The sequence below is a fragment of the Dokdonia pacifica genome, assembly GCF_900188275.1.
GTDB lineage: Bacteria > Bacteroidota > Bacteroidia > Flavobacteriales > Flavobacteriaceae > Dokdonia > Dokdonia pacifica.
On sequence record NZ_FZNY01000001.1, the window covers coordinates 1,504,936 to 1,528,770 of the forward strand.

The window sequence follows — 23,835 nt, forward strand, 5'->3', positions numbered from 1 at the left end:
TTTTATAGTGTTCCTATATTCGTTTGTCCTAATATGATTTTACCCTCTAATTCATCGCTTTCATCATCGCAGTCTAGCAGACGTCCTACAGGATAAATGGTATTTAAATCTCCTAATGCTTTTAGTAATCCTTTTAACTCATCTAGAGGTTGTTTATCTCGTAATGATGTTTTTGCAAATAGGTATGCTTTATATTTTTTTTCAAATTCTACAAGATCATTGGTCTGATCTTTAATACTGTCTAGGTATTCTAATCTTCTTTCTTCAATGAGAATAGGCACTTGTATTTTTTGTGCTTCTAAAGCCGCTATCTGTGCTTCTAAATCTTCTGGTGGAGGCATTTTGTTTTGCAACGCTACTATTTGATCATCAAGTTGTTTTATAGTAGAAACCTCTTCGTTTTTTAGTTGTTGTAGATACTGTTCTTTGATATTATCTAAATCACTGTCACGATGCCCTATCCAGCAAATTTTAGGTAGTACATGCGCTGGTAACTCTTCCTTGATAATATTTTCCATATAGTTTCTAAAATCAGGATTAGAAAAACGATAGGTATATCCAGGAATAACAATACTCACACGATATGAATAAGGATCAATGCCGCAATCATCTTCACAATTATCTGTACAAATAGGAAGGAAGGGAGGTTTTGGATCTTCACTCACTTCTTCAACTTCTTCTGGAATCTCAACTTCACTTTCTTCTGAGACTTCACCTTCTTCTATAACATCTTCTTCTTTTGGAAATTCAGGTCGTAATAAGATATGTTCAACAAGAAAAATACCTTCTTCCGTAAACTTGAATTTCATAAAGGATATAATATCCAGAATGGCTTTTTTAATTGCTGCTGCAGTATCATAATATTTAAACTGTTTTGCTACAATATGATCTTTACTGCTCTCAGGTTGGTCAAGATTAACAACATCAAAAGAGTATTTGCCACTATCAGATATATGTATGTGTATATTCCCTATAGTTGTTTCATCTTCAATCCCATTTTCACAAGCCTCTTGAACTTCTTTTTCAGAAGTCTGTATAATTTGTAGAACAGCAAAATATAATTCTTTATTTGCAGCGGCAGTAGTTTTGTATTCCTCAGTCGCAGATAGAATTATATTTTTGTTTTCGTCTTTAATACGCCATCTGAAAACTGTTTTCAGATCTGCATTTTCTAATGAATAGATATCCACAAATGAAGAGCTTAGGACTCTTCTATTATAGTTTTTTATCCCAACTAAACGAGAAACTCTTTTCTGAAAACCTGAAATGTTATCAGTGTTCCATAGTTTCTTTTTTGGTTGCTTGTAATAATTAAAAGCACTACCTCTTTCTGAGCTTATAGCGATATAATCATTTAAAAATTCTTTTTTATTAGTGAGTACAATCTCATTGGTGGCTGTGCCAAACAAGGCTTTCATTAAAAAGGTGTAATCACCAAATTTTTCGGCAAAGCGTGCTAACAAATGATCTACAATTTTGTTTCTACGATCTACGGTATCATCTTGTTGCCCAAAAAGTACTTTTGTAAGCTCTTCATTAGTTGCATCAGAACTTATGATTGGATACTCATTTACGAGATCTTCAAAATCTTTAATATCTTCTACCACTTGCGTGAAATACGTCTTGTCAAGCCCCCCATTAATAGATAATAATTCTCTTACATTACCTAGATGTTTAAAATAACTGGCAAGTACTTTATCAAAGAAAAGGAGGTACCCTTTTAATTGTTTTACTTGCGCTTTTCTCTCGTTTGTTGCTATTGCAGAAAGTCCTGCTTGCCCTATTCCATAGGTTTCAGGGAAGTCATTTTGTATAGTGGTATAACTTTCTGGTGCGAGATATGTGCTTTCAGGAAATGTAAGATCTCTTTCATCTTCTGGAACTTCATTTTCTATTTGAGCATCTTCTTTTAATTGCTCTAAATAAATGTCAACTTGTGTTTCATTAATGTTTAATGGCAGTACTCCTTTGTTGTAACTAAAAACACTATCACTACACAAAATAGGTTTTGTATCTGCAGGGATGCAAATCAACCATTCATTTAATTGTTCTTCACCAGACCCACAATTTCCTATAGAGATATCATTAATATGCTTAACACCTTCTATATTCATGATTAATTTCATGATATCAGATAAGCGAACCTCACTTCGGAGATCGGCCTCTTTTAATTCTTCAGGATCTATAAATCCATGATCTAATAAAAAAGGACCATCAAAGATTTGATCAGGAGTATATCCTTTATCCAGCATTTGTTTTATAGAATAAAAACGAAGTGTCGTCGAAAAGTAATTGGTAATCGCTGTTAAAATTTTAGCGTGAATTAATTCTTCATCAGCTTCTGTTTCTACTTCAACACTTGCACATACAGAAATTGGTTTTTCAGGAACTTCTTTTATTTCTATAAGATCTTCACACAGACTTCTATTAGTATGATATTTTTCTAGTATCGTATCTTTTATTTCTTGAATTTTATCCTCTTTCTCTTCATCACTAAGGGTATCGTCTAGATCTTCAAAATCAACCAAAAGCGTATACAACCCTTTTAAATCATATTCTCTTTGAAACTCAATAGGTAACCCTTCAAAAATGGTGTCGGTATATGATAAGCAATCATTTTTGCAATCGGCGTATACAGTTCTTTTAGCAATGCGTAACCAACAATTTCTAACACCTTCTATATCTATAAATAATTTTCTATAATCTACTGCGGTGATTGCTTTTGTTGGGAAAATATCGGATGCTCTATAGAATTGATTAGATAATTGCTCATTAGCTTTATCTGAAGCTAATAAGTTTTCAATAGGAAGATCAATACGCATCCCTAAATCTGTGATAGCATAGCATAACATCTCAAGCATGGTAATACCAGGATCATGAGAATTAAAATCAGTCCATAGGCTTCCTCCAAGCTCTTCAATATATTGGATCCCTAATTTTCTTAAATAATGAAAATCTAAGTCGTCATTTGTGGCAACGCTTTTTGGGATGGCGGTATGTGTATTTGTTACTGACATATTAGTTTTTCTTGTACATTATTGTCTCCACAAGGAGTCAAGACAGTGCTTATGTTGTGTGATTTGGCAGAAACCAAGATAGATCTAGGATTAGAGGGTGTTACCACGTTCCCCATGACAACAGTGTCCTTTTGTATAGTTACATTTTGTAAATAATCTACATAAGGGAGTTTTTCGATATAATCAATTAAAACACTTCTGTGTAAATCAATTCCAAAGACAACTTCTTGATGTGTATCAAAAGCCCATGGCGAAAGAAATTTTATAATATCTTCTTCAAGTTGCTTACTATAAAAACGCTCATCATAACCCTTTAAGAACTCAACTTCTAAAGTAACAGCCACCTCCTCATATCTAGGATTAATAACATCGGCAGTTACTTGAGATGTATTATGTTGGTTTATAAAAGCTTTAATTTTATTAATCAACCCCTTACTTACGCGAGGCTGATAGATATCAAACACATTCTTATTGACACTATCAGGAATCACTACTAAGGTTACATGTCCAGCAGCGATATAGTTATCTTTAGTAGTATCATTTTCATCCTGTATATAGGTATGATTTAAACACTTTACTTTAAATACCTCTGGGAATTCTTGGAGAATTAAATGCTCATAATCCCATAAGGTAATGGCTCTGTTTTTGTGTCTTAGACGCTCACTAATTCTTCGATAGAATCGAGTGTCAGATTCTTCTGGAATCCCATTAAAAGAAGTATATGGCTGACTTACCCCTTTTACCTGAGGAATACGAGTAATTAACTTTTTAATTGTTTCAGCCGCTAATCCTTTATCAAGATGTGCTAATTCATTATTGCGATCTTCAAAAGTGGCAAGTACTGCCTGTGTATGAATATCAATTGCTTTACAAATAGCATTATAGGCTCTATGCATTTTTGCACGTATCCAAATATAACCCTCAGGTAAACGTGTGTTATCTTGAGTGGCTTGTCTTGGAAGTCCAAATTTTACAATACCAGAACTTAAAAAATTACCCGTACTATTGGAAAGAATATCATTAGTAAGACTCTTCCATTGATTATCGCATAATACTGCCCATTGTATTTCCTCTCTTTCAGCAAAAGAAGTCACCTGAGGATTTTCACTCCCTTCCAATACCTGAACAAGTAATGCTATATTTTGTTGAGCTTGTGCATCTTTAAGACCAATAAATAACTCTCCGCCATCACAATATTTTGGTACTAAATAAGAATGAATAGTAGACTTGTCATAAACATCTCTTATTCCTTTTTGATACCTTTTTAATTTTAAATATGTATGCTCCTCACATTGACCAAAAGGATGTATGTGAAACAGCTGAATACGTTCTTGTGTATGTGCATCATTTGTATTTAGAGGATGTACGGTTGTTACCTCATTGATAGGTACTATTTGTGATTGAATACTTCTAGTTTCTTCCGCACTATAATTTACAGTAATGTTTTCGGCAATAGGTGTATAAGGCGCATTAGGAATATTACCTTCTGTCGTTGATGTTGTGATGGTTGTATTATCTTCTGTAGATACAACAGTACTCGTTGTATTTCCTATTAATGATGAGGCATACAACTTAGGAAACAAATCATGTAAAAAAGAAGTGTTTAAGCGCAAGCGTATAGGACCCGTTTTATCTACCTCAAAACCTTGTGTGTTTCCTATTTGCACAGCACAATTGTAAACAGAAGTATCTTCTTCTTTTGTGAATAATACTTGCGTATCAGAAGTATCAGGAATCCAATTTTCTTTATGTAATATTTCTTTTAAAGCGGTAAAATGCGCATCGTTTTCTACAATAACACCCTCTGCACTTTCTCCAGGGATTGCATTTTTTTTGTAAGCATCATACCAATCATTAAATCCATTTTCGGGTGTATTCTTCCAAGAAAAATTAACGGTTATTTCATTCCACGCTTTCGCGAAAGCTTCCTCATAATTAATATAAAAATTAGCATTTTTTATAGGTTGTGGCGTAAATGGGAAGAACGGCTTATTTGCTTTTAATACCCCATTATCATTTTCTATATGAATCGTTGAGGCTTCCTGAACATCTACAAATATCTTGATCGCTATTAGAGATCTGTTTAAGGTTGCACGATGAAAAGAAACGCCATCTTGTTTTGAGGTATCTATTAAAAAACGAATGACAGGAAATGTAGTGTCGTATTTTTCTAATAGAAAAACATCATCATAAGGCATAATAGCTGGCATATCCTTATTTAACTGAAAAGAAAGTATAAGATGATCTATAGTCTCTCCTTGTATGACTTCTTGTTCAACTTCTCCTTCTGTAAGATCAATACCATCCACCCATTTTTCAGAACCACTACCATTTATAGAGATCACATTTTTTAGAATATCCGTATTAAAATCAGTAAGGCGATGTCCAGTTTCAATAGTTTCTGGTGCAAAACTTAAAGTGATTTGTACCGTTCTTGTTCCTTCCTGTAACAAGAGTAGAGGAGAAGCCACTGCAAAACCAATAGTGGCATCTGGTAGTTCCGTATACTTTTTTTCTTCAGAGGTATATCCAAAAGGCAACCAGTAAGGCTCATCTTCAGGAAGTGGCTCTTCAAAACCATCTAAGGTTTTTGCATTAGGACTTGCTTTGATTTCTTGAAGTGATACATCTGTATACACTGTTTTTAAAGAAGCAACTTTTGCTTGATTTGCTATAAGCTCCTCATCGGTAGTATAAATACGTGGATTACCATTAGCATCTGGTTTGCCATTTAATTCTGTAGTGACAACAATTTGTTCTTCGGTGCTTTTTTTAGCAAGTTCAAAAATAACGTGTACATTATCTGGTGTTGCCGCACGTTTATCTACCTGTAAAATATTTTTGTAATAGAAATCTAAATGCCTTTTGGTGAGCCCATTAAATCTATTTTTGGATTGCTCTAAGAGCTGTAAGAAACAAACAAAAAGGGTAAGGTGAGGCGTTAATGTACCAGCCGCTTTGAAGTTTGATAATGCAGTTGTAATCTGTTCTTTTTGTCGTGTGTATGCTCTGCTTGCGCGAAAAGGAATGGTGGTTTCTTCAAAATCGAAACAATTAAAAAAATCTTGCCAATCTCCTTTTATAGCAGCACTATTTTCTGTGTCAAAATAATTGACATGTTTGGCAAAATTATACGTAAACAGTAACCAATCTTCGATATCAAAATCGTTCAGTTCAAAATGAGAAGGCTCAAGTTGTGATACAAATCGCTCACCTTGACCTGTGCCATTTCTTTTTAATACGTTATCTATGTCGTTACACTTGCCCATTGTCTTTATGATATATCAGTTCCCTCTTCTTTATAGAATGGGAATACTACATTGGTTCTTGAATTGGTAGCTCTCACTATATAATCTATAGCGATGACGAGCTTTCCTTCTAATGGATCTGTTTCTGAGATGTCTATTTTAAGTACATCTATTCTAGGTTCATGATATAGAATAGCTGTTTTGATGAGGTCTACAGTATAGGTGATTAATGTTCTATTAAGCGACTCAAACAATAGTTCTTCCAGATTACAACCGTATTCTGGAAACATCACACGTTCTCCTAGTCGTGTTGTTAGTAAAATATGTAAGCTACTTTTGATGTCTTCCTCATTAGAAATCATCTTTGTTTGCTTTTGTTCTTTTACAAACTCTGGCGGAAATGCCCATCCAGTTCCTAAAAACGAATTTTTAATATCCATTGTTTATCCTATTAATACGGTTACGTCACCTAATACAATACTTCCTCCGTGTGCTGTAGAATCTCCTAATCTGGCTGCGGGCATTCCCCCTATAAGCACCGATGAAGATCCCGCTACAATACTATCAGGAGGTCCAACACAAGTTGCCATGTCACCTACTCTTGCGGCAGGTAAGTTTCCAATAAGTACGGTAGGTTCACCAGCAGGAAGAATAGGCCCTCCTACATGTGGTACCGTTCCAGTAACCATTGGACAAACATGCATATCTGTTATTCTTGCAGCGGGTGCTCCCATAGTGATTAAGTGTTTTGCTATCAGCGTAGCTTCTAGCCGTTTTGTTTTTATGCTTTATACGCTTTCGCGAAAGCGTACAATGGCGTATTATTTTCTTAATTTATTTGTACTAATGATCCTTTTAATACAGCAATAGCACTGGTAGAGACTTCGGCTCCAGCAGATCCCTCTGCTTTAAACTCTGCATTGGCAGTGATGCCTACATTTGTACCTTCTATCGTAACATCTCCAGAGGCTTTTATTGCAATATCTCCTGCACTCTCCATAGAAATTCCATTACTATCTATAGTAATTACATTAGAGTTGTCATCTTCTATAACAATAGTGCCCGCATCTTCATCTAGTGCGATTAGTTTTCCCGCAGGTGTTGAAATATTAATTGACTTTTTATCATCGTCAAAAACAACTTTCATTTCACTTCTAGTGACAAATCCTTTCTCATGATTATCATCACTTGCTGTAAATGGAGCGGGTTTTGCACTACTATGTAGCATCCCTAAAACAACAGCATCGTTGGGGTCTTCATTTATAAATCCTATAATCACCTCATCTCCGAGTTCTGGTCTAAAAAAAGCACCTCTGTTTTCTCCAGCATCTAGCGACGCGACGCGACACCATATCCCTTGCTCTTCATGATTAATGATTGGGATTTGTACTAAAATGCGCTCTTCTCCATCGGGATCTTCTTCTAGTTGAGAAACCACACCTACTTGTAAACCAGCAATGGCAGGTAATAACCCTGAAGCAGGTTGTGCATTGATATCAAACGTTTCTGAAAACCATTCTGGATGTAACCCAAATTGTGCATTTACAGTCCAATTTCCATCCGATATCGTATGACTTACACCGGTGATGTATGCATTTCCATTAAATCGTTCACCGACACCTTCTAATTTTAGAATGGTATTAGGTTTTACAGATGCAATTCCTTGAAATTTTACGCGCCCACGAATTTTAGCAAGCTGTTGGAATAACCATTTACCATCTGCCCAATCTTGTAGTTCTGTATCAGTTACAGCACCTCCATGGCGTAACTCCATGGTTTCTAATCCTATAATTGCATTCAAGTCACTGGCAGCAATATTGCCATTTAATGAGACAGAAGGATCTGTACCATCTATTTCTAAGAGTTCTTGATCTGCATGATTCCATCCATAAGAAGATACTTTTTTGATTTGATGTCTCGCATCTATCTCTGCATCAAAATCTAACATAGATCCTCCATAAGTAATGGTTTCGATTTCAGATTGTCCGATATCAGGTTTAGCAATCGTTACTTTACCATCATCTATGAAACAAAGCTTTCCATTTGCTTGCGCTCTTGCAATCATAAAATCCCAATCGGAAGCGTTGTATTGCACCAACTCTGGATGCATATAATTTGTCGCTTCTACGTCTTTATCAAGCGAGTAATTCCCTAATAATTCTTCAAATATTTCACTGTCTTTACTCTCATAGAAATACGTACTTTTTTTGCCTATGGTCATTTTTACAGCCTCATCTTTACACTCAATAATAAGGTGTGTTCTTTGGGCTCTAATTTTTAGATTATGCTTAATAACAATTCCTTTGAAAATAGTTTCTTCATCTGAGTGATATCCAGCTGTAATTTCAATGCTTTTTCCAGGAATCAAGAGATCTTCATTACTTAAAGCAAAATCTCTTTCTGATGCCTCACCGTCTATCAGCACAATTTTAGCCATAGGAATTCTATTTACTTCCTTTTGTACCATGATGCTTTTTACCTGGTATATATTTGAAAGCTCCTGTCCTTCTGTTAAGATCTTGAATGTGACAAGATCTGGGCTTTGTGCTGTTTGTATGACGCCGCTATTGTTCATTTATGATGTTTTTGTCAATGGTGGAAAAAACAATTCTTGACCTGGTGTTAGTTTTCTGAAATTATGTAAGTTGTTTACTTTGGCTATTTCTAGATAATACTTTGGATCTCCATAAATTCGATGGGTCATTAAAGACAAGGTATCGCCTGCTTTTACAGTACGGTAATGTGTTAAATCTGGTGATTGATTATTTTCTTTTGAAGTTCTTTTTTCGTGATCTTCAAAAGAGATAAACTTTGCTTTAGCTATCGCTCTAATAGGAGTGCCATCTGGTTTAAATAGTTTGTATTCTATAGATAACTCTGTAAGAACTCCTTTGTATAATAAAGCTCCCCAACTTACCGTGAGGTAATTCGGTTTGTGTTTTTCACCATTATAATCATATACTGTTTTTTTAAAATTTGCGATATCTTCAATAATGCCATTTCCTTGATCTTTGTATACCGTATCATCCGAACTAGCTTCTGGATCATCTCCATAATGAATAATAACACCTGTTCTATCAAAAAGAAATTCTAAATCTAGTTCTGAAGGTAATGACCTCGTATACTGAGGTGCATTATTACTAGTACCTTGCGCTTGATCTGTTTTATATTCTGCTTTAAAGGATTCTGAATATTTTTCAGGATTTAATAAAGCAGTATACTTAGAGATCTCTTCATTAAATTTTTCGTCTTTATAGCAACGTATAACAAGCTTCTGTAACTTTCCTTCGTTCATGATTTCTTAGCGTTCTTTTTGATCCTTTAGTTTTTCCATAACTTCTTCTATACATGCTGCAATAATTGCTGCCGAATCCTCTGTAGTTGATCCACTACTTGCGTTTTTAGAATCATCTACATTGATTTTGATATAGAGCTCTTTGATTTCTATGGGCATGATATTATAAGATGTTGAAATAGTTATAGGATAATTCTAAGGTCTCGATGACAATTTTATTCTCTTCAGCATTAAAATCGCCAACATTCCATTTTACAGGATATGCGTGTGCAATTTTCCATGACTGTAAAGGCTCGTGCTTTTCATCCAGTAAACTCACAGTAATATCTACAGGTTTGATTACATATTTTTCTAATGCATCTCTACACCATTCAATCACACCTGAGTCTATAAGTAATCCTCGTTTAAGAACTAAATTTGGATACTTTGTACGTACTGGAATTTTATGTTTGAATCTATTTTCTCCTCCTTCAGCAATCTCTTCGGTTTCTAGATCTACAGAAAGCCCAGAAACCGATTGAAATTGGTGATCATTTTCTTTGTTCGAAATTCCAGAGAACTCGACTTTAAAATGAAATCCTATAGGTGGATAATAGGTTGCCATATTATACCAGCGCTAATTTTTCATGAACAAACTCTGCAGTCTCAATTGCGATTTCATTTCCATCGGCTTTTAAGTCTGTAGACTGAATTTTTGTGATATAAGCGTTTTCTGCTTTCCACGTAATTACAGGTTCGTGTTTTTCGTCTAGCATACTAATGGTAAGATCACCACGGTATTCTTCTTCTCCTTCTTGGAAGTATACCGTTTTCACCCACTGGCTATAGAACTCTTTACTCTTATCTGCAAATGTTCCTCTTTTTATAGTGATATTGCTATATTTCTCTAGGCCAGGTTGTCTTGTTTTATAGTACACATTGTCTGCACCTGCTCTATACTCGATCATTTCGCGCTCAAAATCTAATCCAGATACTTCTGTACAATTAAACTCTGAGTCTCCAAAAGTTACTTTAAAATGAAACTTTGGTAATGGATATGTTGCCATGATATTTTGTTTTTAAATTATTTGTGATTAATTAAGCTTCTTGCATTTTGTGAGAGAATTTCAGGATAATGAATTCTGCTGGTCGTACTACGGCCATTCCAATTTCAATAATCATATTCCCTTCTAGAATATCTTGCGCGGTCATTGTCTCTCCTAATCCAACACTTACATAAAATGCCTTATCAGGTGTAGGTCCAGCAAGTGCTCCTGCTCTCCACTGTTGTGTTAAGAAGTTATCTATCATTGCTTTTACACGTACCCAAGTATTTTTATCATTAGGTTCAAAAACAAATTGTTCGGTTGCTTTTTTAATAGACTCTTCAGCCATATTAAAGAAACGTCTTACTGAGATATAGCGCCATTCATTATCATTACCTGCAAGAGTTCTAGCACCCCATACAAGGTTCCCTTTTCCTACAAATGCTCTTATGGCGTTTATAGATTTACCAGCATTTACATCTACATTAAGATCTCTTTGATCGTCATGTGATACCTGAACCGTAGGTTCTATAACATAGCTTAAGCTTACATTTGCTGGTGCTTTCCAAACGCCTCTATCTGCATCTACTCTAGCATAAATTCCAGCCATTGCACTACTTGGAGGTAATTCTAATGGTAAGTTTCCAATCTCAGTTAAAATTTGATTGTATGCTTCGTTATCAGATACTTCTAGTGAAGCTAGACTTCTACCGTGTAATTCACCATTATTGGTATCTAAGTTGATATTCTGATCGCCTACTGCTGCTTCGTCAAGAATAGCATCTCTTACTAATGCCCATGCTGCTGAAATTCCATCAAAAATGGTTGCATCTGTACTTTGAATAGGCGTGATTTCTGCTGGTGCAGCAGCTGCCATATCTACGGTGATTAACTTGGTGATTTCAGCTACAATGTTTGATGTATTATTTTCTGTAACATTGGTTACCTTGGTTAGATTACCCTCGTCTATAAACTTCTTTAGATTGGTAGTTAGCTTAGTGAGTTCAGTATACACAGGTTCTATAGTGTCTGTATCTTCAAAAAGTAAATTAAAAGCGTCTAGTTGTGCCTGAATATCGGCTACATCGGCAGCAGCGCCTAGTTCATCAGAAAGTGAAGAAATAGCAGCATTTGCTTCAATATTGATGTTTTTCTTAACATCAATTAAAGCCCCTAAATCTGTCAATAAAGTAGTAAGTCTACTATGTAATGTTAATGGTCTAGCTCCTGAGTAATCTTTACCTTCGCCACCTCTTTCATCTAAATTAAGTCCTTCGTTTCCAGAATTGATACTATATAGATAATTTGCAACAGCAGCTAAAGAACCATCTAAATCTGCAACAGCTTTATCGGTAACACTCTCAATTGCTGAAGGGATATCTGTGTCAATACTATTAATATTGGCTGTGATAACTACTTTTGCTTGAGGATCACCTTTATCAGTATGATTAATGACAATATCTTCATTATTAAAGATGAAGTTTAAGGTAGTTTTTAAGTATGGATAATAAGCAGCTCCATATTTTAAGAAATCTTTTTCCGCACTAATTTCATCTCTTAAGTTTTGAATATTAGCATCCGTAGGACTATCTGCATCATAGCCTCTTGTATCAATAATTGTAAATCTATCCTGTAACTCTTTACATTGTTTTAAGGCTTCATTATACAGCGTGTAAAATTCTGTATCTGTACTTAAAGCTGTTGCATCTGGAAAAAGAATTAATGTAGGTTCATCTACTTTTCTAATAGCTGCTAATCCTGTATTAAAATCATCGGAGTTATTGATAGAAGTAACTGGGCTATCTGCACTATCCAAATCACTACCATAACGTCCTACAGAAACGATATAACATGGGCCTCCTCCATTTGCAAAATATAGTTGCATAGAGTAATACATTAAGAATGGTTCACGATCTGTAGGTTGATCTACTACAATAGAACGTTGTCTTGTATCATCTACAAGTACATCTGTTACGTTTACCTTAATTGTTTTTTCTGGTCTGGCACCTCCAAAAAAGGTTTCATACTCTAGCATAGAAGTAATGCGAGTAGGCAGACCTTTTAAGTCTCCTGTTACTTTATTGGTTGCCTTTTCCGTATAACCTATAAAAGCAGGAATTGCCGTTTCAACTTGAGCTACCGATGGTGGAAACTTTACAATCTCCTCTATGTAGACTCCCGGTGTTTTGTACGTTGTCATAATTTTAATTGTTTAATTTTTGTTTTAAATAAATATTTCAGAATAGTAATCGTCGTCTTCTTTCTTTACAGTAGCTACTGTAGGGTTTGGAAAGGAATAGTTCTCAGGATCTGTGTCTTCTGGTTCAAGACCATCGGCATCAAAATCATCTGTTTTAATTTCTATAAAACCGTTTCTTGCTGACCATTTTGTGCTATTGGTAGTAAGAATTGCATTGTCTGAGGTGCTGATGTACCTCCAGAAGGTTTTTTTATTTATAAAACTTAGGGTAAACTCAGGAAGTATTTCTAAGGTGTACTGTTGTATGTCATCAGGATCGGTTTCATCATATTCTAGAAGGTGATTGTCATCATCTCCTTTTGCTGATAGGCGTAGATATCCTATAATCCCTTGTTTCTTTTTCTCTTGAATGAGTGCATTAAGTACTTTTTTAACTTGATTTGTTTTTTGTTCATCAGTTAATTCCTCATCTGCTTCTATAAGATCTATTATATGTGGTATAGAAAATTGATCGGCTACTGTGGGTTGTGTAAAATCATCTTCTGCAGCAATGTCTCTTAATAAGTCTCTTGTAGCTTGTGCTTTTAATAAGAAACGCTTATCTACAACACCTCCATTCTCATCAAAGATATTTTCAAAAGCACTGATTTGATCTTCAGGTACTGTATTGGAAAATAAATACATTCTATTTTTAGAAATATCTACGATATCCGTATAGTTATTAAAGTAAGCGTCGGTGGCACATATTTCAAAAGTTAAGACTGCGGTATCATCTAAAGGAATGATAGGACTATATCTTCCTTCTTCTTCACCTTCTTCTGTTTCAATTAAAAGTCTAAATCCTTGCTTATGAGGTCGTAATAGCATACGATGATTCTTACATAGGTCTTGCGTTGTTTTACTTGGAATTATCTTTAGATACTCGTTTATGGAATAGGGTATCAATGCTTTTTCTTTTTCGATATCACTTAATTCCTCATCATCTTCATCAATAGGAAGAAACTTTTGATCTCCGCTATCTAGAAAATAACCGTGATGAATATTGATATTAAAAAGTGCTTTATAAAACATGATTATTTATTTTTTAAGCCGCTGTTTAGTCCTGAAACTACAGTACCTCTATTAGACACAACATCTCTTTCTATTTCTAGTAAGGTGACTTTATAGATCACAGAAGGATACTGTTTACCTCCAAGCGTACCCCATATAAAATTGAGTTCTTCAAATGTGGGTGTGTAGAGATCTGTTATAAATCTGAAATCTCCTACATTCACCATATCATCTACACGTTCAAAATTGGTGTTGTCCTGAGTGAATACTTTTTTTCCTTGAAAAAACTCTACCACCTTGGTAAGGTTTTTTAAGGCTTCTTCATAAAGTGTATTTGTACTACTAAAGAGGATGTATAGGTTTAAATTGACTTTTGGATTGCGATAGTTTACCTCTGTATTATTGATATAATGATTAGGTATATTCTTCAGGGTAAACTCTTCTTGTAAGTTGATGAGTGATAGTACAACATCACTGCTGTCACCGCCTCCTCCACCGCCTCCTCCACCGCCTCCTGGCTCAGCTTCGATGGCAGCGATATTTTCTAAAGAAACAATACTCCCTCCAAAATAGGAGTTTACTTCTTCCTTGATAACTTGGAGTGTTTCAAAAATCATGAGGTCTAGTGTGTAATTTTGGATCAAGAGTGATTATCACTTTTGGGAGTTTAAAATTACCTCATACTCATTATAAAAATGTAGGCGTAATTGCTTGATTTATAAGGGGTAAATGCCCTTTAAAAAAAGGGGGATTCAACTATTTTTGTAGGAAAATAGGAGGGAGATGTGTTTTTACGCCGATGATTAGAGAAATTTATAAGACCAACGAACTTACTTCTAAAAACACATTGGATTGCTTTATAATCAGGAAGTTATGTTTTTGTCGTGTGTGGAATCAATATTTTACAAGAAATCTGTATGTTTTTTAACGTTTCACTTTCCCTTTGGTCATGAATCTCGTAAACTCGATTTCGCGAAAGCGTAACCAATAGAAACAAAAAACGCTATGATTCTATCATAACGTTTCTGTAATTGATTTAAAGTTTGAATGTAATAACTTACATTTTTTCATTAACATATTAACCACTTGCTTTACCTTGTAATATATTATCTATACTTAGACTGGGATTAAATGCTCCTCCTTCTATTACACGAGAGTTTACTATTGTGTTTTTTACAAATGTATTTAGAGGCTTCTTTTCTTTTAGTTTTTTCATTTGCTTTAATTTTTAAATTAAGGTAACAATAATACTTGTCTAAAGTTTAAAATAAACGTTAAAAATCGTCTCACTAGATTCTTTAAAATAGGGATGTATATGTTGTAGTTAAGGAATATACTTTATACCTATATACTCTAATTTAATCCAAAATAATTTAATTATGTTAAAAAAGATTTCAAGAATTACTGGGGCTCAAGAGTTAAGTAAAAACGATCAAAAATCTGTAAAAGGAGGATTTGGTTTTCCAGGTTTTCCGGGTGGAGATTGTTGTGCGTGTACTTTTTTCCCTGCAGGGAGTCCTTTTATGGTATTCATTACGCAATCGTGTGATGATCCTTGTCCACAAAACGGCGCAACAGAATATCAAGATACTGGTTGCTAATAAGAGATAAAAGAAAAGCGAACTCAAAGGAGTTCGCTTTTCTTTTATATGACACAGCTATATCTTACGATTGTACTTGTGCTACAATTTTTGAAAGTACCGTATCTACAATCTTATTTTTAAAATGACCAATACTAATACTACTCACGCCTATATTTTGTAAAGACTTTAATACAAGTAAGTCTTTCTGACTTTTAAGTAACCAGATTAATTCATCCTTATCTATACTTTGTGCTTTAAATAGCTTTGCCCATTTTTGTAATTTCTCTTTAGAATGTGCTAAGTATTCCTGCATATCTTGAGCAATAGCAGTACTTTGCTCATTAAACTTGTCTTTGGCAAGTTGTGCAATTTCTTCTTTTAATTCTTTAAATATGATATCAAAATCCATGGTCTTACTTTTTTATGGTGTCAATAAAATCAATGATGGTGGCTTCTGTTTTTTTGTCCTTTTTTTCTTCATAAGCGATTAGAATATCAAAGGCCTCTTCTATTTGAGGTTTCGCTTCACCTATAAATACAGGACTTAATGTTCCTTTTTCTTCCCATAAAGTGAGGTAGCTTTTTATAAGTTTCTCATCATTATTAAGAACCCTCCACATGCGTACAGTGATATCATTTTTGGCTTTACCTTCTTCATAGGCAAGCATTTTTTGCAACTGATTTTTAAGTGCAGTCACTTCCGATGCATGAAGTGAGTAAGACTCGTTACTTTGTTCTACTAAACTTACCGCTTGTATTTTTGTAGCAATTGTTTCTGTGTAAGTGTAATGATCATAGAGGCTGGCACAACTACTTAAAATAAGTGCAACAACTCCTAGTATCAAAGATATTTTACGTGTTTTCATAACTTAGGTTTTATACTGTTTGTAGATCAAATCTAGGTTATTTTGCAAGTAAAAAGTAAAATAAAAGCACTGACAATCAGTAGTTTCAGTAGATTTTTAGAAATGCTAATTGGAAAGGAGAATAGTGCCTGTTTTCTCTGTTTGAGATGTTTCTATAATTGCTCCAGAAAGATTGAACCAGCGTTGTGCTCTATCAAGAATCCAAGCATCAGAGCTGGCAACTATATGTGTGCTTTCTGCAAGTATCTTATCTGGGTTATACTCAAGAATACATTGCCATGCATAATTACGCTTTCGCGAAAGCTCACCCAGTAACATTTTCATCCGGCCACTATTACTCACAGGCTGATCAAACACCCAGATCACTTCCTTGACTTGCGCCTCCTTTAAAAAATCTCCCACGGCAATAAGGACTTCTTGTGTTTGCTGCACACGTTTATAGGTCCCGTGTACACTAGAGACATCGCGATAACAATCATCGAGGCCTTTAAATACATAGGCGCCTGAAAAGAAACTCTCTAAAATAATTAAGATATTAAATGCATCTATAACAAGTGTTTGATCTTTCAATTGGTTTATGAAAACTCTAGTTGTTTTACGATGGATTACTTGCTTAGTTGCGGCACTCATCCCTTGAACCGCTTTTTGTTGACGTGCATTGAGTCTATATCGATGGCCTACCAATTGCACCGATGATTTTTCAGAAAACCCTCGGGATAGTAAATACGAGATATCGGTTACCGCTTCTTTTATGTTGTATTGCATTTTTGGGTCTCCAAATAAGAGATCATCACGTCCTTCTTTTCCTCGGTTTCTAGTAGTCATTTTTTAAAAGTAAAAAAACGCCATGACATACATGGCGTTTTATAGTTATGATACGACTTGATCAAGAACGGTTGCTGTTACTTTTTGATACTTTAAAAGTGTTAAAGCAACAGATCCTCGACCACTCGTTAAGGTTCTTACATTTGAGATATATCCAAATGTTTCCAAAAGTGGAACTTCAGCACGAACTTTTCGTTTCATACCGTTATCCTGGATTTCGGTAATCATACCTCGCTTTTTATTAATGTCTGAAGTGATATTACCTAAATATTCTTCAGGACACTCAATTTCTGCTTGCATGATAGGTTCTAATAATTGCGGTTTAGCTAAAACGGCAGCTTGTTTAAAACCAATTCTAGCAACCGTTTCAAAATCCAATCCATTTGAATCTTCTTCGTGCATTTTTCCATCTTGAAGAACAACACGCATAGACTCTATAGGATACCCAGCAATGACTCCAGTTTTCATGGCTTCTGTAAACCCTTTTTTTACACATTGGATATACTCCTTGGTAATGGTGCCTCCTTTGATTTCGCTTACAAAATCCAATCCTTTTTCTGAGTCTAATCGCGGTCCTATGGTAAACATAATTTGCGCAAATTGACCATTACCTCCATTTTGCTTTTTAAGCGTTTCCGTATGTTGTACGGTTGTTGTTAAAAGCTCTCTGAAAGAGACTTTAGGATTTCCTTTGTTAATAGCAATTCCAAAATCGGATCGCAATTTCTCCAAACGAACATCTAAATGAAGCTCTCCCATTCCTAAAAGAATTGTTTGCCCTGTTTGTGGATCATACGACATCTTTAAAGAAGGATCTTCATCAAGTATTTTGGCGATAGCCGTTCCAAAATGCTTTTCATCATTTTTGGATTTAGGTTCAATAGCGATACTAATTACAGGATCAGAAACTTCAATAGTTTCTAGTACAAAGCGGTCATTTATCATTGTTAATGTATCTCCCGTTTTGACATTTTTTAATCCTATAAAGGCAACAATATCTCCAGCATTGGCTTCTTGCAATTCTGTATACGTATCAGCATGGACTTTTAAAATCCGACTCACACGGTTTTTTATGCCCGTTTTTGAGTTGATAATAGTTTGTCCAGCTGGAATACTTCCAGAATAGATTCTTGCCATTGCGAGGTTTCCTACATACTTATCTGTAACAACTTTGAATATAAAAGCAGTAAATTGTTCACTTTCCAATCGTGCTCTTTGTTCCTTCTCATTTGTGATGAGATTTATTCCTTCTACATATTCCAAATCTTGTGGCGCAGGTAAAAATTGAGCAACTGCATTTAATAAAGGTTGTACTCCAATATATTTATAGGACGACCCACAAAGTACAGGAACAGCCTTACGTGCTATCGTTATACGACGTATGCTTTCTAACAATTCAGAGGAGCAAATCGCTGCACCATCCAAATACTGTTCTAGAATAGATTCATCATGACTCGCTATGGTTTCAAGCAAGGTTGTTCTCCATTCTTTCACACTAGAAAGATATCCCTCAGGAATATTTTTTTCTTCCCAAGTATGCCCAAGGTCGTTTGCATTCCAATACAAAGCTTTTTCTTTAATGAGGTCTATGACTCCTTCAAAATCATCTCCATCTCCAATAGGAAGTTGAGTGACTAAGGTGGTGACATTAAACTCACGCTCGATATCTTGTACTACCTTATAAAAGTCGGCACCTATGCGATCCATTTTATTGATAAAACAGATTTTAGGAATCTGATAACGATCCGACTGACTCCAAACTGTTTCTGATTGTGGCTCGACACCAGATGCAGCGCAAAATAAAGCAACTGCTCCATCCAGAATACGTAATGAACGTTCTACTTCAATAGCAAAATCAATATGTCCAGGTGTATCAATAATATTTATTTGATATTCATGTTCTTGATATGCCCAATTTGCAGAAATCGCCGAAGACGATATTGTAATACCTCTTGTCGCTTCTTGAGGATCACTATCGGTTACGGTATTACCATCATCTATATTTCCAGGTTTGTGTATCGTTCCTGTATAATATAACATGCGTTCTGTCGTGGTTGTTTTTCCAGCATCTACATGAGCTATGATTCCTATATTTCTAAGTTTTCTATATTTTTTCATCTTTTTAATAATTAATTTGTTGTGCATAAAAAAAGCCTCTCGATAGGAGAGGCTTAGCAGTTGTTTTTATACAATAGGCTATCTCTCCCGAAGTTTTCGGAATGTACTTTTTACTATAAATTTTAAGATGCACATGAGATATATGTTTTTATACTAGGCTACGTGATGTAGCCCCTATTGTTTTTAATTGTCTGGTAAAATAGGTAGTATAAAAAAAGGCTTCCTAAAAGAAAGCCTCATATATAAATATAGAATTTTCAGTTTAGGATACGATTCTTACACTACCTAGGTACACAGTCCTGATAGCGCCGTTACATGCAATGATGTTTCTGTTGTTAAAAATCGTTTTCATTTCTTTTGTTTTAAAAGATGGTTCAAAAGTACGCTTTACATTGAGATTTGCAAAAAAAATATTTTTGAAGCTATTTTTTAAAAGCTATTGATGCTTACATTTGATTTATATAGTTCTATCAAATGGAAAAGTGCCAGCCAAAAAATTTAAAGGAGGCTATAGAAATATTAGAAAAAATAATTCCGCAATCTTTAAAAAATGAAATTCTAAATTCTAAAAGTTTTGAAGAATTTAATCTCCATTTTACTTTAGGATTGGATTTAAGAAATAGTTTTTCAATGTGGAATGAAAATTCTCCTTTAGTGATCAATACGGGAAGTAGTGGCGATCAGCTTTCAAGTACAGTTTTAAAATGTTTTTATTATCATTTAAAAAGAACATCTCGAGAAATTATTTATGATCCTGAAGAAGAAATGGAAGCTTTTAGAAATCAAAAAAGTTCCATTGATATAATGGAGCTTTTTTATAATATGTTGCTTATATCATAATGTATTGCTAAAAACAACAAAGGATATATGAGACTCGAACTCATACCTCTCTGATCGCAACCGAGCGCTCTTCCAGTTGAGCTAATATCCTTTGCATTTATATATAATGTATATGCTTTCGCGAAAGCATATAAAGAATTTTCATTATATAAAATCACAAAGAACGGGTGAGATTCGAACTCACAACCCCCTGCGTGACAGGCAGATATTCTTCCATTGAACTACCGTTCTTTGCTTTTTTATATCACATTACCAATTTACTATTTTATAATTCTTTAATAATGCTCCTACAGGATTATGTATATTTTGTATTCCTTCTATGATGGGTACCATAATTCGTGCAGCACCATCTACAGGATCTAATGGAGGAATATATCCTTTTTCAAATTGTTTTTTACGCAATGCTTCTTTAGCACCCGTAGAGACCCATCCTACATCTACCGCATTCATATAAATACCGTAGGTTTCATATTCCTTACCCGAAGTGCGTGTAAGCATATTTAAAGAAGCCTTGGTCATATTGGTATGTGGATGATAGATCGTTTTATTGCTATAACTAAATATCCCCTCTGATGAGGTCACATTGATAATAAACTTCTTGTCAAATGTAGACGCTTTTAAAAGAGGCGTTAGTTCTTTAATCAAAAAATACGGAGAAATCTGATTGATCAGATTTACCTCCAAAAGCTCCACCATTCCCACTTCTTCCAGTGTAGCATTCCAACTTGTCTTTGTGCGGTTATCTATAGGTTGTCCAAATCGATTTAAAGAAACAAACTCTTGATGCGCATCATTTTCTAATAGCGTATGGCCTGTAATGGGAGTGCAGTTTGGCGTTCCCCATTTTGTGTCTTCTAAAAGGGCTAATTGCTTCTTCTCCTCAGCGATTAACGGGCTATAATATGAGTCTGTATATTTGATGGTTTGCGCCGCATTATTAATGAGAATATCTAACGAATCGTGTTTTTGTTTATAATCCTCAACAAACGTTTCTACCGCCTTTAGATTTCGTAAATCCAAACCATATAACGTGAGATTTTCTTTCCATGTGTGATAATCTTTCTCCTTCTTAAATTGAGCCAAAGCCAATCCTGGAAAACGTGTTGTTACCGTCACTATGGCGTTGCTTCGTAACAATTTTAAGGCTGTAGCATATCCTATTTTTACACGACCTCCCGTGAGAATCACATGTCGTCCAGATAAATCAATAGTTTTAAACCTGTTTTCATAATTATTCTCAGCACATATGGGACATAATCTATTGTAAAAGAAATGCGCTTGGATATAATTCCAATTACAACAATAGCAATTTTTGGGAATTTCTAGTGTTGTAAATGTATTCGAAGCCTTTTCTCCTTCAATACATATCATAGGGGCATTATGAACACTATAGGTAGTAGTGTTTTGCAAAGCATTTTGTGAAATAACAGAGTCATTTATAATATCTAAGTCACGTTGTTTCTTTTGAGAATAACTTTCTTTACGTCTAATTTTTTTGGCTTGTTTCTGAATTTTTGCAATTAAGGCACCAAACTGTCGATTATCAGGATTGTCAAAAGGATCGTCCTTAAGTAAGAGAAGTACTTTGAGGCAATTATTCCATTCAGTTTCTGTAAATGAGTATTTTGTAAAATCGTTCATAATCGTTTCATATTTTAACTCACAAAAAAGGCTCTAAAAACCCAATGAGTTGTGTGCCTTCTTTATTCCATCGAATACCGTGACCACTGGGAACTCTAATTTCATACACAAGCTCATGCTTGTAATGATAAAAGATATTCCACCAAGTTTGGGTTTGGATCATCTCTGTAATTTGTTTTTTTATGGTTTCTTCTTTCTGAGTTGGATTTCCTTTTGCAATTCCCCAAAATGCATCTGAAGAGCGTCCCATATGTTTTTCCCATGCTCGTGTCACCATCGTAATTTGATCATTATACGGTGCAAAACAACTTTCTAATAAGGTTTTTTCAGAAGGGGGAAGGGCATGTATATCTTTTATACTTGCCGAGGTCCATCGTTGTCCCATGATGACCAATAAATGCTCAAATGGTGTGGCTTCGATAGCCTTTGCCCATTGTTCTGGGGTCGTGTCTGTTGCTTGAAACAAGGGTTTAAAATGTTTCAATACAAACTCAGGATCTGGCGTCACTTCTTCTTTAAAATACGGCAACCCATACTCTTTTGGGATTCCCTGCTGTGTATAAATGTGTAACGCTTTCGCGAAAGTGTATAAAGCTTCCTCCTCCAAAAAAGGAGCATACTGTTCCTTCCATGTTTCAGAAAGGAACGGAATGCTTGTTTGTATGGTTTTAATTATATTCATTGATATATTGCTATTTAACAATATTAGAATTATTCATTGCTTCTTGTTTCATTCTTCTTTTTACTTTCCAAGGTGCATTTTTATCATGATCACCAGCCATGATACATCCGTATGGCATCACTTCGTCAATGACAGTACCTAGACCAAATTCATCCATTTGTGCTCTCACAGCTTTGGCGCTTTTATAGGCGCTTGGTAGTTCTGAAACATCAATCTCTTTAGAAAAGAAACGTACATCTAGACCTGCTGTTTCTTCTTCAAAAACAGCTTCATTAGTCATAGTTGCTTTTGTTTTTTTATGATACGTTCTGCTCACATTTCTTCCGGCTCCATGTGGTGCAAAACCAAGATTATTTGTGGTAGTCTCGCCAGACACAATCAATACAGGTTCTGCCATGTTTAACGGAATTAAACGCGGTCCTGTAATATCAGGCATAAATTTCGCGTCAAGCGGTGTAGCTCCTTTGGCATGGTAAAACAAATCTCCATCTTTAAAAACAAAGTTATGTTCGTTCCAAAATCGGTTTTCTGCTTCCAGTCCTAGCTTTTCTAGGGTCGCATCATGAATACATTCATGGTTTTGCTTCGTCCATGCACGCATCACTTGTAAGGCTTCCCAATACTGTTGACCTTCTTCAGTATCAAAAGGAATCCATGCATTTTGACGTAAGGTATCTGGTGATAAGATCTTTCTAAAACGCTCGGCGATTTGCATCCCTTTTTTATACAATTTGGCACCCGGTGCTCTTGATCCGTGATGGGTAATCATCATGGTGTTTCCTGTTTGTTCAGAGATTCCTACAAATAAGAAGTGATTCCCATCGCCTTGTGTTCCTAAATGGGCACGAGCCGCTTTGATGATATGTTTATCATTCAATATAAAGTTGCCTTCAAAGGCGTCTAATAACTCCTTAGGAAATCTATATTGATCATTACGATCTCTTCCTCCAGGTCCAAAATGCGTACTCGCATGTGCAGCATCTAATACTTCTTTCGGAGCTGCTTTTCCAAAATCGGTTAGCATTACTGAACAACAGATATCTGCACTATGCATTCCTGGATGGATGGCATTTTTGGTCACCACCACACCACCTACTGGAATGGTTCCTGTAGGTCCCGACGGACATGCATCTGGCATCACTGCACCATCTACTACCGTTGGCGTTTTCATAAGCGTATTCATCGTATTGATTACAGATGTTACATTATCTTCTTCCAGTTCATTTTCTGCTTTGATATTGATCTTATAATCGATGGCAACTTCATGTAATTCTTGTATAGGAGGGAGTTTATATTGCTCTAGATAGGCAAGTATGGCTTCTCCTTCTAATCCATTTTCATTGATATGTGTAATCGCTTCTGGAAACCATTTTCCAGATCTAAATCCTAAGTCGATTAATGTTTTTCCTGTAATCATTTTTTCTATTCTTTGTGTTTACTGGAGC

22 protein-coding genes and 2 tRNA genes are annotated in these 23,835 nt (G+C 35.1%); 2 read left to right on the forward strand and 22 right to left on the reverse strand.

All coding sequences use genetic code 11. The annotated features are described in order from the left end of the window. Nucleotides 1-2: 2 nt before the first annotated feature. The 13 genes from CHB80_RS06765 to CHB80_RS24575 all read right to left on the reverse strand — a co-directional run bounded on the left by CHB80_RS06765 (nucleotide 3) and on the right by CHB80_RS24575 (nucleotide 15,051). Entirely contained in the window at nucleotides 3-3,017 is a 3,015-nt protein-coding gene (locus CHB80_RS06765) for a DUF1508 domain-containing protein (RefSeq protein ID WP_089370633.1), read from the reverse strand. Continuing rightward, nucleotides 3,008-6,286 carry a baseplate J/gp47 family protein gene (locus CHB80_RS06770; RefSeq protein WP_089370634.1) on the reverse strand — a complete coding sequence of 1,093 codons (3,279 nt, stop codon included), beginning with the start codon at nucleotides 6,284-6,286 and terminating at the stop codon, nucleotides 3,008-3,010. Before CHB80_RS06770 ends, CHB80_RS06765 begins: the two co-directional genes overlap by 10 nt. A 5-nt stretch (nucleotides 6,287-6,291) precedes the next feature. Next, complete coding sequence (locus tag CHB80_RS06775; RefSeq protein ID WP_089370635.1) at nucleotides 6,292-6,705, reverse strand: GPW/gp25 family protein; 414 nt, start codon at nucleotides 6,703-6,705, stop codon at nucleotides 6,292-6,294. Nucleotides 6,706-6,708: 3 nt separating this feature from the next. After that, entirely contained in the window at nucleotides 6,709-6,999 is a 291-nt protein-coding gene (locus tag CHB80_RS06780; protein ID WP_089370636.1) for a PAAR domain-containing protein, read from the reverse strand. Nucleotides 7,000-7,094: 95 nt separating this feature from the next. After that, nucleotides 7,095-8,840, reverse strand: coding sequence for a type VI secretion system tip protein VgrG (vgrG, locus tag CHB80_RS06785; protein WP_089370637.1), 1,746 nt, complete (start codon nucleotides 8,838-8,840; stop codon nucleotides 7,095-7,097). Further along, on the reverse strand, nucleotides 8,841-9,560 hold the full coding sequence (locus CHB80_RS06790; protein ID WP_089370638.1) for a CIS tube protein: 720 nt from the start codon (nucleotides 9,558-9,560) through the stop codon (nucleotides 8,841-8,843). It abuts the gene before it with no gap. Between the two features lie 6 nt (nucleotides 9,561-9,566). Further along, nucleotides 9,567-9,719 (reverse strand): DUF5908 family protein, encoded by a 153-nt coding sequence (locus tag CHB80_RS24570; RefSeq protein WP_179218096.1) that lies wholly within the window; start codon nucleotides 9,717-9,719, stop codon nucleotides 9,567-9,569. 4 nt (nucleotides 9,720-9,723) lie between these two features. Next, nucleotides 9,724-10,164 carry a phage tail protein gene (locus CHB80_RS06795; RefSeq protein ID WP_089370639.1) on the reverse strand — a complete coding sequence of 147 codons (441 nt, stop codon included), beginning with the start codon at nucleotides 10,162-10,164 and terminating at the stop codon, nucleotides 9,724-9,726. Nucleotide 10,165: 1 nt separating this feature from the next. Continuing rightward, nucleotides 10,166-10,606 (reverse strand): phage tail protein, encoded by a 441-nt coding sequence (locus CHB80_RS06800; protein ID WP_089370640.1) that lies wholly within the window; start codon nucleotides 10,604-10,606, stop codon nucleotides 10,166-10,168. 31 nt (nucleotides 10,607-10,637) lie between these two features. Continuing rightward, entirely contained in the window at nucleotides 10,638-12,785 is a 2,148-nt protein-coding gene (locus tag CHB80_RS06805) for a phage tail sheath C-terminal domain-containing protein (RefSeq protein ID WP_179218097.1), read from the reverse strand. Nucleotides 12,786-12,809: 24 nt separating this feature from the next. Further along, complete coding sequence (locus CHB80_RS06810; protein WP_089370642.1) at nucleotides 12,810-13,856, reverse strand: hypothetical protein; 1,047 nt, start codon at nucleotides 13,854-13,856, stop codon at nucleotides 12,810-12,812. A gap of 2 nt (nucleotides 13,857-13,858) precedes the next feature. Then, the gene (locus tag CHB80_RS06815; RefSeq protein ID WP_089370643.1) at nucleotides 13,859-14,452 is read right to left on the reverse strand and encodes a DUF4255 domain-containing protein; all 594 of its coding nucleotides are present in this window, start codon (nucleotides 14,450-14,452) and stop codon (nucleotides 13,859-13,861) included. 461 nt (nucleotides 14,453-14,913) lie between these two features. Then, complete coding sequence (locus tag CHB80_RS24575) at nucleotides 14,914-15,051, reverse strand: hypothetical protein (RefSeq protein WP_179218098.1); 138 nt, start codon at nucleotides 15,049-15,051, stop codon at nucleotides 14,914-14,916. A 163-nt stretch (nucleotides 15,052-15,214) separates the two neighbouring features. On the opposite strand from CHB80_RS24575, the gene CHB80_RS06820 reads away from it, so the two are divergent. Continuing rightward, entirely contained in the window at nucleotides 15,215-15,436 is a 222-nt protein-coding gene (locus CHB80_RS06820; protein WP_089370644.1) for a hypothetical protein, read from the forward strand. Between the two features lie 64 nt (nucleotides 15,437-15,500). Here the strand turns inward: CHB80_RS06820 and CHB80_RS06825 are convergent, their stop codons facing one another. The 4 genes from CHB80_RS06825 to fusA all read right to left on the reverse strand — a co-directional run bounded on the left by CHB80_RS06825 (nucleotide 15,501) and on the right by fusA (nucleotide 19,227). Next, the gene (locus tag CHB80_RS06825) at nucleotides 15,501-15,827 is read right to left on the reverse strand and encodes a hypothetical protein (protein WP_089370645.1); all 327 of its coding nucleotides are present in this window, start codon (nucleotides 15,825-15,827) and stop codon (nucleotides 15,501-15,503) included. Between the two features lie 4 nt (nucleotides 15,828-15,831). Next, nucleotides 15,832-16,284, reverse strand: coding sequence for a hypothetical protein (locus CHB80_RS06830; protein WP_089370646.1), 453 nt, complete (start codon nucleotides 16,282-16,284; stop codon nucleotides 15,832-15,834). Between the two features lie 105 nt (nucleotides 16,285-16,389). After that, nucleotides 16,390-17,109: a DUF434 domain-containing protein gene (locus tag CHB80_RS06835; protein WP_089370647.1), complete on the reverse strand. Its 720-nt coding sequence runs from the start codon at nucleotides 17,107-17,109 to the stop codon at nucleotides 16,390-16,392. A 45-nt stretch (nucleotides 17,110-17,154) separates the two neighbouring features. Beyond that, on the reverse strand, nucleotides 17,155-19,227 hold the full coding sequence (fusA, locus tag CHB80_RS06840) for an elongation factor G (RefSeq protein ID WP_089370648.1): 2,073 nt from the start codon (nucleotides 19,225-19,227) through the stop codon (nucleotides 17,155-17,157). Nucleotides 19,228-19,701: 474 nt separating this feature from the next. Between fusA and CHB80_RS06845 the strand changes: the two genes are divergently transcribed. Further along, on the forward strand, nucleotides 19,702-20,067 hold the full coding sequence (locus CHB80_RS06845; RefSeq protein ID WP_089370649.1) for a DUF6794 domain-containing protein: 366 nt from the start codon (nucleotides 19,702-19,704) through the stop codon (nucleotides 20,065-20,067). 19 nt (nucleotides 20,068-20,086) lie between these two features. Here the strand turns inward: CHB80_RS06845 and CHB80_RS06850 are convergent. The 5 genes from CHB80_RS06850 to CHB80_RS06870 all read right to left on the reverse strand — a co-directional run bounded on the left by CHB80_RS06850 (nucleotide 20,087) and on the right by CHB80_RS06870 (nucleotide 23,807). Beyond that, nucleotides 20,087-20,158, reverse strand: a tRNA-Arg gene (locus CHB80_RS06850). Nucleotides 20,159-20,226: 68 nt separating this feature from the next. Beyond that, nucleotides 20,227-20,298, reverse strand: a tRNA-Asp gene (locus CHB80_RS06855). Nucleotides 20,299-20,316: 18 nt separating this feature from the next. Beyond that, the gene (locus tag CHB80_RS06860) at nucleotides 20,317-21,708 is read right to left on the reverse strand and encodes an SDR family NAD(P)-dependent oxidoreductase (protein ID WP_089370650.1); all 1,392 of its coding nucleotides are present in this window, start codon (nucleotides 21,706-21,708) and stop codon (nucleotides 20,317-20,319) included. Between the two features lie 19 nt (nucleotides 21,709-21,727). Continuing rightward, entirely contained in the window at nucleotides 21,728-22,390 is a 663-nt protein-coding gene (locus CHB80_RS06865) for a hypothetical protein (RefSeq protein ID WP_089370651.1), read from the reverse strand. A gap of 10 nt (nucleotides 22,391-22,400) precedes the next feature. Next, complete coding sequence (locus CHB80_RS06870) at nucleotides 22,401-23,807, reverse strand: RtcB family protein (RefSeq protein ID WP_089370652.1); 1,407 nt, start codon at nucleotides 23,805-23,807, stop codon at nucleotides 22,401-22,403. Nucleotides 23,808-23,835: the final 28 nt, after the last annotated feature.